Origin of the sequence: Paenibacillus aurantius (genome assembly GCF_032268605.1) — a bacterium.
Taxonomy (GTDB): domain Bacteria; phylum Bacillota; class Bacilli; order Paenibacillales; family NBRC-103111; genus Paenibacillus_AO; species Paenibacillus_AO aurantius.
The window spans coordinates 245001-259704 of sequence record NZ_CP130318.1; the positions used below are offsets into that span (position 1 = coordinate 245001).

General features: G+C 54.6%; 12 protein-coding genes and 2 rRNA genes (1 of these 14 running past the window's edge). 13 read left to right on the forward strand and 1 reads right to left on the reverse strand.

The genetic code is table 11. The annotated features are described in order from the left end of the window. The 9 genes from MJA45_RS01150 to pssA all read left to right on the forward strand — a co-directional run. A 23S ribosomal RNA gene (locus MJA45_RS01150) occupies positions 1 to 1455 on the forward strand (it extends 1490 nt beyond the left edge of the window). Between the two features lie 74 nt (positions 1456 to 1529). After that, positions 1530 to 1646 (forward strand): 5S ribosomal RNA (gene rrf, locus MJA45_RS01155). Positions 1647 to 2013: 367 nt separating this feature from the next. Next, positions 2014 to 2475, forward strand: a complete 462-nt coding sequence (locus MJA45_RS01160) for a CtsR family transcriptional regulator (RefSeq protein WP_315605485.1) — start codon at positions 2014 to 2016, stop codon at positions 2473 to 2475. Positions 2476 to 2487: 12 nt separating this feature from the next. After that, positions 2488 to 3012: a protein-arginine kinase activator protein McsA gene (locus MJA45_RS01165; protein ID WP_315605486.1), complete on the forward strand. Its 525-nt coding sequence runs from the start codon at positions 2488 to 2490 to the stop codon at positions 3010 to 3012. 21 nt (positions 3013 to 3033) lie between these two features. After that, positions 3034 to 4095 (forward strand): protein-arginine kinase McsB, encoded by a 1062-nt coding sequence (locus MJA45_RS01170; RefSeq protein WP_315605487.1) that lies wholly within the window; start codon positions 3034 to 3036, stop codon positions 4093 to 4095. 33 nt (positions 4096 to 4128) lie between these two features. Beyond that, the gene (gene clpC, locus MJA45_RS01175) at positions 4129 to 6555 is read left to right on the forward strand and encodes an ATP-dependent protease ATP-binding subunit ClpC (RefSeq protein WP_315605488.1); all 2427 of its coding nucleotides are present in this window, start codon (positions 4129 to 4131) and stop codon (positions 6553 to 6555) included. A 175-nt stretch (positions 6556 to 6730) separates the two neighbouring features. After that, positions 6731 to 8098, forward strand: coding sequence for a DNA repair protein RadA (radA, locus tag MJA45_RS01180; RefSeq protein WP_315605489.1), 1368 nt, complete (start codon positions 6731 to 6733; stop codon positions 8096 to 8098). 32 nt (positions 8099 to 8130) lie between these two features. After that, entirely contained in the window at positions 8131 to 9213 is a 1083-nt protein-coding gene (disA, locus tag MJA45_RS01185; RefSeq protein ID WP_315605490.1) for a DNA integrity scanning diadenylate cyclase DisA, read from the forward strand. A 53-nt stretch (positions 9214 to 9266) separates the two neighbouring features. Continuing rightward, on the forward strand, positions 9267 to 9965 hold the full coding sequence (gene pssA, locus MJA45_RS01190) for a CDP-diacylglycerol--serine O-phosphatidyltransferase (protein ID WP_315605491.1): 699 nt from the start codon (positions 9267 to 9269) through the stop codon (positions 9963 to 9965). A gap of 91 nt (positions 9966 to 10056) precedes the next feature. On the opposite strand, the gene MJA45_RS01195 is transcribed toward pssA, so the two are convergent. After that, positions 10057 to 10452 carry a DUF1573 domain-containing protein gene (locus MJA45_RS01195; protein WP_315607916.1) on the reverse strand — a complete coding sequence of 132 codons (396 nt, stop codon included), beginning with the start codon at positions 10450 to 10452 and terminating at the stop codon, positions 10057 to 10059. Positions 10453 to 10672: 220 nt separating this feature from the next. Here MJA45_RS01195 and MJA45_RS01200 point away from each other — a divergent pair, with 220 nt between their 5' ends. The 4 genes from MJA45_RS01200 to gltX are packed head-to-tail and all read left to right on the forward strand — an operon-like array spanning position 10673 to position 14497. Then, positions 10673 to 11758 carry a PIN/TRAM domain-containing protein gene (locus MJA45_RS01200; RefSeq protein ID WP_315605492.1) on the forward strand — a complete coding sequence of 362 codons (1086 nt, stop codon included), beginning with the start codon at positions 10673 to 10675 and terminating at the stop codon, positions 11756 to 11758. Between the two features lie 55 nt (positions 11759 to 11813). Then, positions 11814 to 12518: a 2-C-methyl-D-erythritol 4-phosphate cytidylyltransferase gene (gene ispD, locus MJA45_RS01205; RefSeq protein ID WP_407083097.1), complete on the forward strand. Its 705-nt coding sequence runs from the start codon at positions 11814 to 11816 to the stop codon at positions 12516 to 12518. After that, positions 12515 to 12997 carry a 2-C-methyl-D-erythritol 2,4-cyclodiphosphate synthase gene (gene ispF / locus MJA45_RS01210; RefSeq protein ID WP_315605493.1) on the forward strand — a complete coding sequence of 161 codons (483 nt, stop codon included), beginning with the start codon at positions 12515 to 12517 and terminating at the stop codon, positions 12995 to 12997. Before ispD ends, ispF begins: the two co-directional genes overlap by 4 nt. A gap of 42 nt (positions 12998 to 13039) precedes the next feature. Further along, a complete protein-coding gene (gene gltX / locus MJA45_RS01215) occupies positions 13040 to 14497 on the forward strand; it encodes a glutamate--tRNA ligase (protein ID WP_315605494.1) in 1458 nt (485 codons plus the stop codon). Positions 14498 to 14704: the final 207 nt, after the last annotated feature.

Consider the following 14704-nt stretch of genomic DNA (forward strand, 5'->3'; position numbering starts at 1 on the left):
GGGTGACGCAGAAGGGAAGAGACGCAGACGGATGGAAGAGTCTGTCCAAGCAGCAAGGCTGGTGTGTAGGCAAATCCGCACACTGTAAGGCTGAGCTGTGACGGGGAGGGAAAATTACAGTACCGAAGGTCTTGTACTCATGCTGCCAAGAAAAGCCTCTAGCCAGGTGAAGGTGCCCGTACCGCAAACCGACACAGGTAGGTAAGAAGAGAATTCTAAGGCGCGCGGAAGAACTCTCGTTAAGGAACTCGGCAAAATGACCCCGTAACTTCGGGAGAAGGGGTGCCTCGGTAGGGTGAATAGCCCGAGGGGGCCGCAGTGAAAAGGCCCAAGCGACTGTTTAGCAAAAACACAGGTCTGTGCGAAGCCGCAAGGCGAAGTATACGGGCTGACGCCTGCCCGGTGCTGGAAGGTTAAGGGGAGCGGTTAGCGCAAGCGAAGCTGTGAACCGAAGCCCCAGTAAACGGCGGCCGTAACTATAACGGTCCTAAGGTAGCGAAATTCCTTGTCAGGTAAATTCTGACCCGCACGAATGGCGTAACGACTTGGGCGCTGTCTCAACGAGAGATCCGGTGAAATTTTAATACCTGTGAAGATGCAGGTTACCCGCGACAAGACGGAAAGACCCCATGGAGCTTTACTGCAGCTTGATATTGGACTTGGGTACGATCTGTACAGGATAGGTGGGAGCCTAAGAATCATGAGCGCCAGCTTGTGAGGAGGCGACGTTGGGATACCACCCTGATCGTATCTAGGTTCTAACCTCCTCCCGTGAATCCGGGAGAGGGACCGTGTCAGGCGGGCAGTTTGACTGGGGCGGTCGCCTCCTAAAGCGTAACGGAGGCGCCCCAAGGTTCCCTCAGAATGGTTGGAAATCATTCGCAGAGTGCAAAGGCAGAAGGGAGCTTGACTGCAAGACGTACAGGTCGAGCAGGGACGAAAGTCGGGCTTAGTGATCCGGTGGTACCGAATGGAAGGGCCATCGCTCAACGGATAAAAGCTACCCTGGGGATAACAGGCTTATCTCCCCCAAGAGTCCACATCGACGGGGAGGTTTGGCACCTCGATGTCGGCTCATCGCATCCTGGGGCTGAAGTAGGTCCCAAGGGTTGGGCTGTTCGCCCATTAAAGCGGTACGCGAGCTGGGTTCAGAACGTCGTGAGACAGTTCGGTCCCTATCTGTCGCGGGCGCAGGAAATTTGAGAGGAGCTGTCCTTAGTACGAGAGGACCGGGATGGACGTACCGCTGGTGTACCAGTTGTTCCGCCAGGAGCACCGCTGGGTAGCCAAGTACGGACGGGATAAGCGCTGAAAGCATCTAAGCGTGAAGCCCCCCTCAAGATGAGATTTCCCAATTAGTAAGACCCCTTGTAGACGACGAGGTAGATAGGTTCGGCGTGGAAGTGCTGTAAAGCATGCAGCGGACGAATACTAATCGGTCGAGGGCTTATTCATGACCCCACTAGGGGAGCATAAAGGATGAACAAACGTAAGCTTCGAATCCAGTTTTCAGGGTGCAAACTCTGACGTTTGGTGATGATGGCGGAGGGGAACCACGCGTTCCCATCTCGAACACGACCGTTAAGCCCTCCAGCGCCAATGGTACTTAGATCGCAGGATCTTGGGAGAGTAGGACGTTGCCAAGCGAAATGAAGCCTCTCTGGTTAAAGCCAGAGGGGCTTTTTGCTGTTCCAGCGAAGATGGTGCTTAGATCACGGCGAAGCCTGTCTTGGAGGAGTGGATGGCCAAGCGAATTAAAGCCACTCTAGTGAAAACCAGAGGGGCTTTTTTAGAAAAGTAATAGTGAGGGTTTTTTCTTATTCAACGCGGGGGAATTCGGGTATAAATCCTTACGTGCCTTCCCACAATAAGAACAGGCACGGAGAAAGCAGACCCTCTTGGCAAAATAAAAAAATGTGCTATAATATAGTTAAGGTCAAAGAAAGTCAAAGTCAGTCGACTTTTATAAGCTGTTAGGACCGCTAAATTTTCAAAAGATGTGGAGGAGAATGGATGCGGAATGCTTCGGAAATCATCGAACAGTATCTAAAAAATATTCTGATGCAAAGTCCGAATGGAATTATCGAGATCCAGCGCAACGAGCTGGCCGATCAATTTCAATGCGTCCCTTCGCAGATCAATTATGTAATCAGTACCCGCTTTACCCTGGAGAAGGGCTACATCGTCGAAAGCAAAAGGGGCGGCGGAGGATATATAAGGATTCAGAAGGTGGAGCTTTCGTCCCAAGGTGCGATATTGGACCATATTTTTCGGACCATAACGGCGCAGATCGATCAGACGGCATCCGAAGGACTCGTGTATCAACTCCTGGAAGGTGGCTTGATTACCGACCGGGAAGCGAAATTGATCAAGGCGGCGGTCTCCCGGGATGTCTTGCTCTTTAAGCTCCCTCAGAGGGACGAGGTTAGAGCCCGCCTGCTGAAAGCCATGCTAATTTCCCTATTGGGTAAATGAAGGAGGCCTCCCATGAACTGTCAGGAATGCGGCAAAAGGCCGGCTACGCTTCACTTCACGAAGATAGTCAATGGCGAGAAGACGGAATTTCATATATGCGAAGCCTGCGCGCGGGAGAAGGGAGAGCTGATTCCGGGGACACCGAACGGGTTCTCCATTCATAACCTGCTCTCGGGTCTGCTACATTTTGATCCGGCTAATCCGGTTAATACGGGAGCCAAACCTCCTTCCCCCAGCCTGCGGTGCGAGGAGTGCGGATTAACCTACTCCCAATTCAGCAAGCTGGGACGGTTCGGCTGCAGCTCCTGCTACAATTATTTTGCCGATCGGATGGATCCTCTTTTCAAAAGGGTTCACGGAAGCACCTCCCACACAGGGAAGGTTCCCAAGCGGGCCGGAGGAAGAATCCAATTCCGTCGTGATATAGAGAATTTACGAAAAGACATGGCGGATTACATCGAGAAGGAAGAATTCGAACGGGCCGCCAAGGTGAGAGATCAGATCCGCGAATTGGAAAAAAAGGTTTCCGAGATGTAAGATGGAGGGAGGGAGGCCTAAATGACCTTAGACCGTTTTGTAAAAGAAGCTCTAAGCGATTGGATGAGACAAGACGGACCGGACTCGGATATTGTGATCAGCAGCCGGATCCGCATAGCCCGTAACTTGCGTTCCCATCCGTTTCCGATGTTGGCCACGAACCAGCAGTCTGAAGAAGTCTTGGAAAAGGCCTCGGCTGTTTTGGCGAACGACGATTTTAATTCCATTAGCCATTTCTCCTTCGCTCCGTTGTCTGATTTGAATGAACTGGAGAAACGGGTGCTGGTGGAGAAGCATTTGATTAGTCCGAATTTGGCCAATGAATCCCGGAACGGAGCGGTTATTCTTAGCGATAACGAATCCGTCAGCATCATGATTAATGAAGAAGACCATATCCGGATTCAATGCCTGTATTCCGGCCTTCAAATCAAAGAGGCTTGGGATCTGGCGAACCAGATTGACGATATTTTCGAGCAGGACTTGGATTATGCCTTTGATGAGAAGAGAGGGTACCTGACGAGCTGTCCCACGAATGTGGGAACCGGGATCCGCGCCTCCGTCATGATTCACCTGCCGGCGCTGGTCATCACCCAGCAGATCAACCGGATTCTGTCGGCCATCACCCAAGTCGGTCTTGCCGTTCGGGGGCTATACGGAGAAGGCAGCGAGGCAACAGGTAACCTGTTTCAGATTTCCAACCAGATTACCCTCGGCCAGTCGGAAGAGGAGATCATCGATAATCTTTACAGCGTGGTGCGGCAGATCATCGAGCATGAGCGTGCCGCCCGTGCCAAGCTGGTGGCCGAATCGAGGGCGAGGCTGACCGACCGGGTCAAACGATCCTACGGCATCCTGTCCTACGCCGTCATTCTGGACTCCAAAGAAGCGGCACAGCGCTTATCCGATGTCCGTCTGGGAATCGATCTGGGCATGATTCCGAACCTTTCGGCCCAGACCTTGAACGAGCTGCTCGTGATGACGCAGCCGGGATTTTTGCAGCAGTATGCCGGGAAAATGCTGTCGGCGGAGGAGCGAGATCTTCGCCGAGCGGATATGATCCGTGAGCGTTTCGCCCATCAATAATAAGTTTATCATACATTAGTGGAGGTGCTTTTGATGATGTTTGGCAGATTTACGGAACGCGCGCAAAAGGTCCTTGCCCTGGCGCAGGAAGAGGCAGTACGTTTGGGCCATAACAATATCGGCACAGAGCATATTTTACTTGGACTTATCCGCGAAGGGGAAGGCATTGCCGCCAAGGCGCTGATCGCGCTTGGACTCGGCCTGGAGAAGATCCAGGATGAAGTGGAATCTCTCATCGGCCGGGGGCAGGAGCAGCCTACCAACATCGCTTATACCCCGCGTGCAAAGAAAGTAATCGAGCTGTCCATGGATGAAGCCCGGAAGTTGGGGCATACGTACGTAGGAACCGAGCACATCCTGCTTGGCCTGATTCGCGAAGGTGAAGGGGTAGCGGCCCGTGTTCTCAACAACCTGGGCATCTCCCTGAACAAGGCCCGTCAACAGGTGCTTCAGCTGCTGGGCAGCAGCGAGACGGTGTCCTCCAATCATGGCAGCCCGGCGAACGTTAACACGCCTACTCTGGACGGTTTGGCCCGTGACTTGACGGCCTTCGCGAAGGAAGGCAATCTCGATCCGGTCATCGGCCGCAGCAAAGAAATCGAGCGCGTTATTCAAGTACTGAGCCGCCGGACCAAGAACAATCCGGTTCTCATAGGGGAGCCTGGGGTCGGGAAAACGGCCATTGCCGAAGGCCTGGCCCAGAAGATCATCAACAATGAAATTCCGGAAACTTTGCGGGATAAGAGGGTTATGACCCTCGACATGGGCTCCGTTGTAGCCGGAACGAAGTACCGCGGTGAATTCGAAGACCGTTTGAAGAAGATCATGGATGAGATCCGCCAAGCGGGGAACATCATTCTCTTCATTGACGAGCTTCACACGCTGATCGGTGCAGGCGGAGCGGAAGGCGCCATTGACGCCTCCAACATTCTGAAGCCGGCACTGGCCCGCGGCGAGCTGCAGTGCATCGGGGCAACAACCTTGGACGAATACCGCAAGTACATTGAGAAGGACGCCGCTCTGGAGCGCCGCTTCCAGCCGATTACGGTCGACCAGCCGACGGTGGAAGAGGCCATTCAGATTCTTCACGGGCTTCGTGACCGTTATGAAGCTCATCACCGCGTCAAAATTACAGACGATGCCATCGAAGCAGCCGTAAAATTGTCCGACCGCTACATTACGGACCGCTTCCTTCCGGATAAAGCGATCGACCTGATCGACGAAGCCGGCTCCAAGGTTCGCCTGCATTCGTACACCGTTCCTCCAACTTTGAAGGAGATGGAGACGAAGCTGGAGAACGTGCGCAAGGAGAAGGACGCCGCGGTTCAAAGCCAGGAGTTCGAGAAAGCGGCCGCCCTGCGCGATACCGAGCAAAAAATGCGCGAAGAGCTGGAGCAGACGAAGAACGAGTGGAAAGAAAAGCAAGGCCGCACCGATTCGGAAGTAACGCCGGAGGATATTGCTCAAGTGGTGGCCAGCTGGACCGGCATCCCGGTTGTGAAGCTTGCCGAAGAGGAAACCGAACGTCTGCTCAAAATGGAATCTATCCTTCATGAGCGGGTCATCGGCCAGGACGAAGCGGTACGTGCCGTTAGCCGTGCCATCCGCCGCGCCCGCGCCGGTCTGAAGGATGTCAAGCGTCCGATGGGCTCCTTCATCTTCCTGGGCCCGACGGGTGTCGGTAAAACCGAGCTCGCCCGCGCTCTGGCGGAGTCCCTCTTCGGTGACGAGAATGCGGTTATCCGCATAGACATGTCGGAATACATGGAGAAGCATTCTACCTCGCGTCTGGTCGGGGCGCCTCCGGGATATGTTGGCTATGAGGAAGGCGGCCAGCTGACCGAGAAGGTCCGCCGCAAGCCGTATTCCGTTGTCCTGCTCGATGAAATCGAGAAGGCTCACCCGGAAGTGTTCAACATTCTTCTGCAGGTGCTCGAAGACGGCCGCCTGACCGATTCCAAAGGCCGCACGGTAGACTTCCGCAACACGCTGATCATCATGACCTCGAACGTAGGGGCCGAAATGATCAAGAAGAATTCGTCTCTCGGCTTTACGGCCGGAAACGATGCGGGACGCGACTATACCAACATGAAGGATAAAGTGATGGGCGAGCTCAAGAAGAGCTTCCGTCCGGAATTCCTTAACCGGATTGATGAGATCATCGTGTTCCACTCCCTCGAGGAAGAGCACATTGCCCGTATCGTATCGCTTATGGCGAGCGATCTGCGCAAGCGTCTGAAGGAGCAGGAGGTCGACTTCGAACTGACCGACGCGGCAATGTCTTACCTCGCCAAGGAAGGCTTCGACCCGGCTTACGGGGCAAGGCCGCTGCGCCGCGCCATTCAGAAGCATATCGAAGACCGGCTTTCCGAAGAGCTGCTGAAAGGGAACATCGCCAAAGGAGATTCCTTGACGATCGATCTGAAGGACGGAGAGCTGGAAGTCGTACGCAACGCCTAATTCAGGGCAATAAGCAAAGAAGCACTTTGCGGTATCCCGCGGGATACTTGCAAAGTGTTTTTTTATGGGGGCCGGGGCTTTCACCCGAACCGGCAAAATGGTAAACTTTTAAATACAACCGCAAACGGCCGGCAGGCAACAAGCCCGCGTCGGATGCGATACTAGGAGATAGAGAATGGCAAAAGCAAAAACCAAGTTCAGCTGCCAGGAATGCGGATACGAATCCGCGAAGTGGCTCGGCAAGTGCCCGGCCTGCGAATCCTGGAATTCGTTCGTGGAAGAAATGGAAACCGTTGTCAAAACACAAGGCATGAACGCGCCCCACATGAAAACGCAAGAAAAGGCGATATCCATCATAAATATAGAAAGCGCTCAGGATCCGCGGATTCTGACCAAAAACAGCGAATTGAACCGGGTGCTGGGCGGAGGCTTGGTACCGGGCTCGTTGATTCTGGTCGGGGGGGACCCGGGCATCGGCAAATCGACTCTTCTGCTTCAAACCTCTCACGCCCTCACCGAAAACGGTTTGAAGGTTCTCTATATATCGGGGGAAGAATCGGCCCGCCAGACGAAGCTTAGGGCGGACCGGCTGGGGGCGATGTCGCCCAACCTGTTCGTACTCTGCGAAACCAACCTGGATCACATCATCGAGGCCATCGATCAGCTTAATCCGGATTTTATCGTAATGGATTCGATACAGACGGTCTATCATCCGGCCGTCGCTTCGGCGCCGGGCAGCGTATCCCAGGTGCGGGAATGCACTTCGCACTTTATGAGAATAGCTAAGATCAAAGGAATCGCCACCGTGCTGGTCGGCCACGTGACGAAGGAAGGGGCCATCGCCGGCCCGAGGCTGCTGGAGCATATGGTGGACTGCGTGCTGTATTTCGAAGGGGAGCGGCATCATTCTTACCGTCTCCTACGGGCAGTAAAGAATCGCTTCGGCTCGACGAACGAGATCGGTATTTTTGAAATGCTGGAATCCGGGCTGGTTGAAGTCAGCAATCCGTCGGAGCTGTTCCTGTCGGAGCGTCCCATGGGCGTGGCCGGTTCTACAGTGGTAGCCAGCATGGAAGGAACGCGTCCGGTGCTGGTGGAGCTCCAGGCGCTCATTTCGGCCACCAATTTTCCAACACCTCGGCGTATGTCCACAGGGGTGGACCATAACCGGCTTTCTCTGATTATAGCCGTGCTGGAGAAGCGAATCGGATTGTTCCTGCAGAACCAGGACGCCTATCTGAACGTCGCCGGCGGGGTTAAGCTGGATGAGCCGGCGGTCGACTTGGCGGCCGCGGTCAGCATCGCCTCCAGCTTCCGCGATCATCCTACCCAGCCGTATGATGTGATCTTTGGAGAAATCGGGCTGACGGGCGAGGTCCGCGGCGTATCCCGGATCGACCAGCGGGTCAAGGAGGCCCAGAAGCTCGGCTTCAAGCGGGTCATCATGCCGGAGAAAAGCTTGAAGGGCTGGACTCCACCAAAGGGAATTCAAATTATCGGCGTCAATACCGTATCGGAAGCGTTGTCCGCAGCGCTGCAATAAACTTATGATTATACGTTCAGGAGGTCGCATGCATGGCTAAGGAAGAAGACACGAATAGGGAAATCATGAGCCGACTGCTGCAGCTGGTTGCTCCAGGAACCTCCTTTCGCGACGGGCTGGAGAACGTACTGAGAGCCAAAACCGGGGCCTTGATTGTGGTCGGATACAGCCCCGAAGTGATGGAAATTGTGGACGGCGGGTTCTCCATCAACTGTGATTTCTCCCCGAACTTTCTGTATGAACTCGCCAAGATGGACGGGGCTATTATTTTAAGCGAGGATATTAAGCGGATTTTGTATGCGAACACGCAGCTCATCCCGGACTCCTCCATCTCCTCGATCGAAACGGGGATCCGCCACCGTACAGCGGAGAGGGTAGCCAAGCAGACGGGCAAGCTCGTGGTGTCCATTTCCCAAAGAAGGAACATCATTACCTTGTACCAGGGGAACCTGCGTTACTCTCTTAAAGACATAGGCGTGATCCTGACCAAGGCCAATCAGGCGATTCAAACGCTGGAGAAGTACAAATCGGTACTGGATCAGGCCCTGATCAACCTGGGGGCTCTGGAGTTCGAGGAGCTGGTTACCCTCCATGACGTGACCAACGTTCTCCAAAGGTTCGAGATGGTGCTCCGCGTCAAAGCGGAAATCAAGAAGTACATCAACGAGCTGGGCAACGAAGGCCGGTTGGTCAGCATGCAGCTGGAGGAACTCGTGGTGAACACCGAACACGAGACCATTCTGGTGATCAAGGATTACTGCCGCGACCTGACGGACGACAAAGTGAAGGAGATCAAGGCCGGCATGTCCCGGATGAGCTCCGACGAGCTGCTCGACCATCTCCATATGATCCGTCTTCTCGGTTATACCGCTTCGAGCAATGTGCTGGAGGAAGGCGTGTCCCCCCGCGGCTTCCGTGTGCTGAACAAAATCCCCCGGCTGCCTTCCATTATTATCGCCAACCTCGTGGAAAAGTTCGAACGGCTGCCTCATATCATGATGGCGACGATCGACGAATTGGATGAGGTTGACGGGATCGGCGAGGTGCGCGCACGCACGATTAAAGAGGGATTGAAGCGCATTCAAGAACAACTCTTTGTTGACAGACATATCTAAATTGAATACAATTTTAAGGTTAGTGCTAGTAATACATCAAAGGTGGTCGAGGCATGATAAGAAAGTCGGTTCCCAATATATTCACGGTGCTGAATCTATTTATGGGAATTATTGCAATCATCCTAGTCTTCAGTGACACTCCGGTTTTTACGAAGCTGGATAACGCGAACCTGGCGTCCATTATGGTCATTGTGGCGATGCTGATGGACGGCATTGACGGCCGGGTGGCCCGGGCGCTCAATGTCCAAAGCGAGTTCGGAAAAGAGCTTGATTCGTTATCGGATGTCGTTTCCTTCGGGGTTGCGCCCGCGTTTATCATGTACAACGTCGCCTTTATGGAATTGAATCCGGCTACGGCATGGATCACCACCGCCATTTTTCCTATATGCGGAGCACTTCGTTTGGCCCGCTTTAATGTGATTGAAGGCATCCCGGGTTACTTTATTGGGCTTCCGATCCCGGCAGCGGGAGGAATCCTTTGCACGCTGGCCCTGTTTCATCAGGAAATCAACGCTTACGTTCTGGTCATCAGCTCGCTTCTGCTTTCTTACCTCATGATCAGCCGGGTCAAATACCCGAGCTTCAAGAAAGTAGCGCTTCCCAAATATGCTTATGCGATCGCCCTGGCCATCGTCGTGGCTGCTGTTGTGGTATCCGTCCTTTATCCTCATTACTTATCACGCATGATTTTCGTGCCTCTCGTCCTCTATGCTTTGTACGGAACTTTTCAGGGACTCAAACGAAAACGCTAACGTTCCAAAAGAAAAGCCTTTGTTTTCTTCCAAGAAGAGAACAAAGGCTTTTTTGATTTCTTGAAAAATTGGGTCCGTTCCCTGCAGCCGATCAGGATAAGTTGAAGTAGCCGAGGGTGGAGCATTTCTTCGATTCGTTGTCGACAACGTTTTCCATATCGATATCCAGCAGGTTGCACAGGGAGGCCATATAGAACAAATTCTTGCCCATCTCAGCGGAAACAATCTCCAGGCAGTTCTCGCACAGATGTCCGTTCATGTGGGTGTCGAGAAGCTTCTTGGCATCTTCGATGGTCATTTCCTTGGAATACTGCTGCTTGCCGGCATGAACCTGAACACAGCCGCATTCGGTAATGGCCTTGGTGACGGAACGCTGAACAGCGGCATTGGACTGCTGGAATTTGGAAAGGACATCCAGTACGCTTCGGTGACGGAGCAGCAGTTCGGAAACTTGTTCCTGGAATTGATTCAAACTGAGCGAGTTCATTCCCTTCACCCCAACCCTTGGTATTTGCTTAGTGTTCATTATATCGGAACGGTCCCTATAATTCAATTTCAATCGGGGACGGGCGGCACTACGTTTAGGCCATTTCGCTTTGGTTCATACTGGTAAAGTGCAGGGGTTCAAAAGGTCAAACGGCCCTTTATCTGTTCTCCTTACGGCTTCGGTTCAGCAGCCCCTGCAACAACCATAAGAGGTGATCGCAATGAAAAAATGGATACAGGGAACCGCATTTGCAGGGGGAGCTCTGCTCGGGTATCAATGGAGCCTGCCCCTTGGCGGGTGGCTCGAAAGCCTGGCTTCCGCTCTTTTAGGATGGGAGGAAATCAAAGGATTGACCTTCTGGGTAACGGGACTTATGGGGCTTCTAGTCATGGTGGGGGTTAACCTGTTCGGCGAAGCGGTGGCAAGAGGATGGCGCAGAGGAGAGGAGAGTCTGACCGGGGTCCATGTGTCGGACCTGCTGGCCGGAGCAGCCGGGGGAATCGTCACGCTGACCATCTCCATCCTGCTCTTCCCTTCGATGGAGAAGCTTAGCTTGAACAGCCCGGTTCTACCCGCTGTCATCACGGCCGTTATGGGCTTTGTGGGCTTCCGCCTCGGCTACACGAGGAAGGATGAATTTTTGGCTTTCCTGGCCAATCAAGGGTCCAAGGATAGCAACGGGGACCATCCCCTTTTTGAGGAGCATAAAATTCTGGACACGAGCGTGATCATTGACGGCCGCATCGCCGATATTTGCAAAACCGGATTCATTGAAGGAACCCTTGTCATTCCCGAATTCGTACTTGAGGAGCTGCAGCATATCGCCGATTCGTCGGATCTGCTGAAACGCAACCGCGGACGCCGCGGCCTCGACATCCTAAACAAAATCCAGAAGGAGCTGGAGGTCAAGGTCCTCATCTACGAAGGAGATTTCGAAGAGATTTCCGAGGTGGACAGCAAGTTGGTGCGCTTGGCGAAGGTGCTAAGGGGCAAAGTGATCACGAACGATTTCAACCTTAACAAAGTATGTGAGCTTCAAGGGGTATCCGTGCTTAACATCAATGATCTCGCCAATGCGGTGAAGCCAGTCGTTCTTCCGGGGGAAGAAATTGTGGTGCAGATCATCAAAGACGGCAAGGAGCATGGACAGGGGGTCGCGTATCTCGATGACGGCACCATGATCGTCGTGGAGGGCGGACGGGAATATATCGGTTCGACCATGGAAGTGATGGTGACGAGCGTGCTGCAGACGTCAGCCGGCCGGATGATCTTCGCAAAGCCGAAATTGTTGGAAAAAGCCCAGTAAAACGTTTATGATGAAGAAGGGATTCATCCCTACATAAACGAAGCAGGAGCGGATCATGGGAAAACTGGGTGTGGTCATCGTTGCGGCCGGCAAAGGGTCGCGGATGCGTACCGCGGAGAGCAAGCAGTATTTGCCGCTTGGCGGCAAGCCGATTCTGGTCCATACGCTGGAGACCTGGAACCGGCTCGAGGAAGTCGATTCCATCGTCCTGGTGGTGGGGGAGAACGACTTGTCCCGCTGCCAGGCTTACATAGAGCAGTACGGTCTCGTAAAGGTACGCCAGGTGATCATGGGCGGAGAAGAGAGACAAGCCTCCGTTCATGCCGGGCTCCGGACTTTTTCGGAGGATTACGAATGGGTCATGGTGCATGACGGCGTCCGGCCCTTCGTCCGCCCGGAGCAGGTTCGGGCGTGCCTCCGGCAGGCCATGGAGAGCGGGGGGGCCGTCCTGGCCGTCCCCGTGAAGGATACAATCAAAGTGGCGGATTCCGACGGTTGGATCCAATCGACGCCGGACCGGCGAAGCTTGTGGGCGATACAGACCCCGCAAGCTTTTCGTCTGTCTTCGCTTAAGCAGGCTTACGAGCAGGCGGAGAAGGAAGGCTTTCTGGGAACGGACGACGCCATGCTGGCGGAGCGGATCGGCCTTAAGGTGCGGGTCGTGGAAGGCAGCTACGAGAATATTAAAATAACGACGCCGGAGGACCTGCCGTGGGCGGAGGACCTGATGCGGAGAAGCAGGGAGAGAGACAATAGATGATTCGAGTGGGACAAGGGTTCGATGTGCATCAGCTGGTGGAAGGTCGCAAGTGTATCATCGGGGGAGTGGACATTCCTTATGAGAAAGGCCTTCTCGGCCATTCGGACGCGGATGTGCTGCTTCATGCGATAACCGATGCCATTCTGGGGGCGCTCGGCAAAGGGGACATCGGGAAGCATTTCCCGGATACCGATCCCGCCTTTAAGGATGCGGACAGCCTGAAGCTCCTTGAGCAGGTATGGGAGCTGGCTAAGCAGATGGGCTACCGCCTGGGCAACGTGGATGCGACCATTATTGCCCAGAAGCCCAAAATGGCCCCGCACATCCCCGGCATGATCACCATTATCGCCGAAGCGCTCGGGGCCGAAGAGGCCCAAGTGAACGTCAAGGCGACGACGACGGAGCAGCTCGGCTTTGCCGGAAGAGGCGAAGGAATCGCGGCTCAAGCGGTTGTTTGTCTTCTTCAGAATGTGCTATGATACTTTTTATTTCAGAATGATTGGCAAGAGAGGGGAATCCCGATGAACGACCAAGTACGCGTACGTTATGCGCCCAGTCCTACGGGGCATTTGCATATAGGCGGAGCCCGGACGGCTCTGTTCAATTACCTGTTTGCCCGCAGCAAGCAGGGGAAGTTTATCGTCCGGTTCGAAGACACGGATCAGACACGCCACATCGAAACCGGTGTCGACAACCAGCTGAACGGCCTGCGCTGGCTCGGCGTCGACTGGGATGAAAGCGTCGATGTGGACGGAGGCTACGGCCCTTACCGGCAGATGGAACGGCTCGACCTCTACAAGCCGTTCGTGGAGCGGCTGCTGGCCGAAGGAAACGCCTACTACTGCTACTGCACCGAAGCGGAGCTCGAGCAGGAGCGCAGTGAGCAGGAAGCGCGCGGCGAAACGCCCCGCTATTCCGGCCGCTGCCGCCACCTGACCCCGGAGCAGGCGGAAGCCTACCGGGCGGAAGGCCGGCGGCCGACGGTCCGCTTCCGAGTGCCGGAGGACCGGATGATCCGCTTTGAGGATGAAGTGCGCGGAGAGGTGGAATTCGACTCGAACGGGATCGGGGACTTCATCATCGCCCGTCCGGACGGCATTCCCATGTACAACTTCGCGGTCGTGCTCGACGATCATCTGATGGCCATCACCCATGTCATCCGCGGTGAGGAGCATCTGTCCAATACGCCGAGACAAGTGATGCTCTATGAAGCCTTGGATCTTCCGACGCCCCGGTTCGCGCACCTGTCCATCATCTTGAATCCGGACCGGAAGAAGATGAGCAAGCGGGACGAATCCATCGTCCAATTCATTGAGCAGTACAAGGACCTGGGGTATTTGCCGGAGGCGGTGCTGAACTTCATCACCCTGCTCGGCTGGTCCCCGAGAGGCGAAGAGGAGATCTTCACGAAAGAAGAATTGATCGGGCAGTTTGGCTTGGACCGCGTGTCCAAAAGCCCGGCCGTCTTCGATATGGATAAGCTGAACTGGATGAACAACCAGTACATCAAGAAGGCCGACCCGGCAAGAATCGCCGAGCTCGCGATTCCTCATCTTCAGAAGGCCGGACGGCTGCCGCAGACGCTTTCCGAGGCCGAGCAGTCCTGGGCCTCGCGGCTGGTCGCGCTGTATCAGGAACAGCTGACCTATGCTTCAGAGATTGTCGATCTGTCGGCCCTCTTCTTCCAAGAAGAAGTGGAGCTGGAGGAAGAAGCCAAGCCGATACTGGCGGAAGAGCAGGTTCCGGTTGTCCTGGGCCGCTTCCTGGAGCTCGTAAGAGAGTCCGTAACCCTGAATCCGGAAGACGTGCAGGCGATGCTGAAGCAGGTCCAAAAGGACACGGGCTTCAAGGGCAAACAGCTGTTCATGCCGACCCGCGTAGCGCTGACCGGCCAGATGCACGGCCGTGACCTGAACCAAACCATCTCCCTCCTGGGCAAAGAGAAGGCCGTTGCCCGCCTGGAGAGGTTATTGTCATAAGCGTCGGTTATCGTTTATACTAGTGACAATTATAATGCGAATGGCGTAGATCAGGAGAGTACGGCCAACCGGGACTTATCAGAGAGGACAGACGCTTACAGGTAAGCGGCTGAGAGCTGTCCATTTCCCTTGACCCGAAATGCACCTGGGAGCTGCAGGATCGAAAGCTAAGGCTGTAGATCGTGCCGGGTGGCCCCCGATACCAGC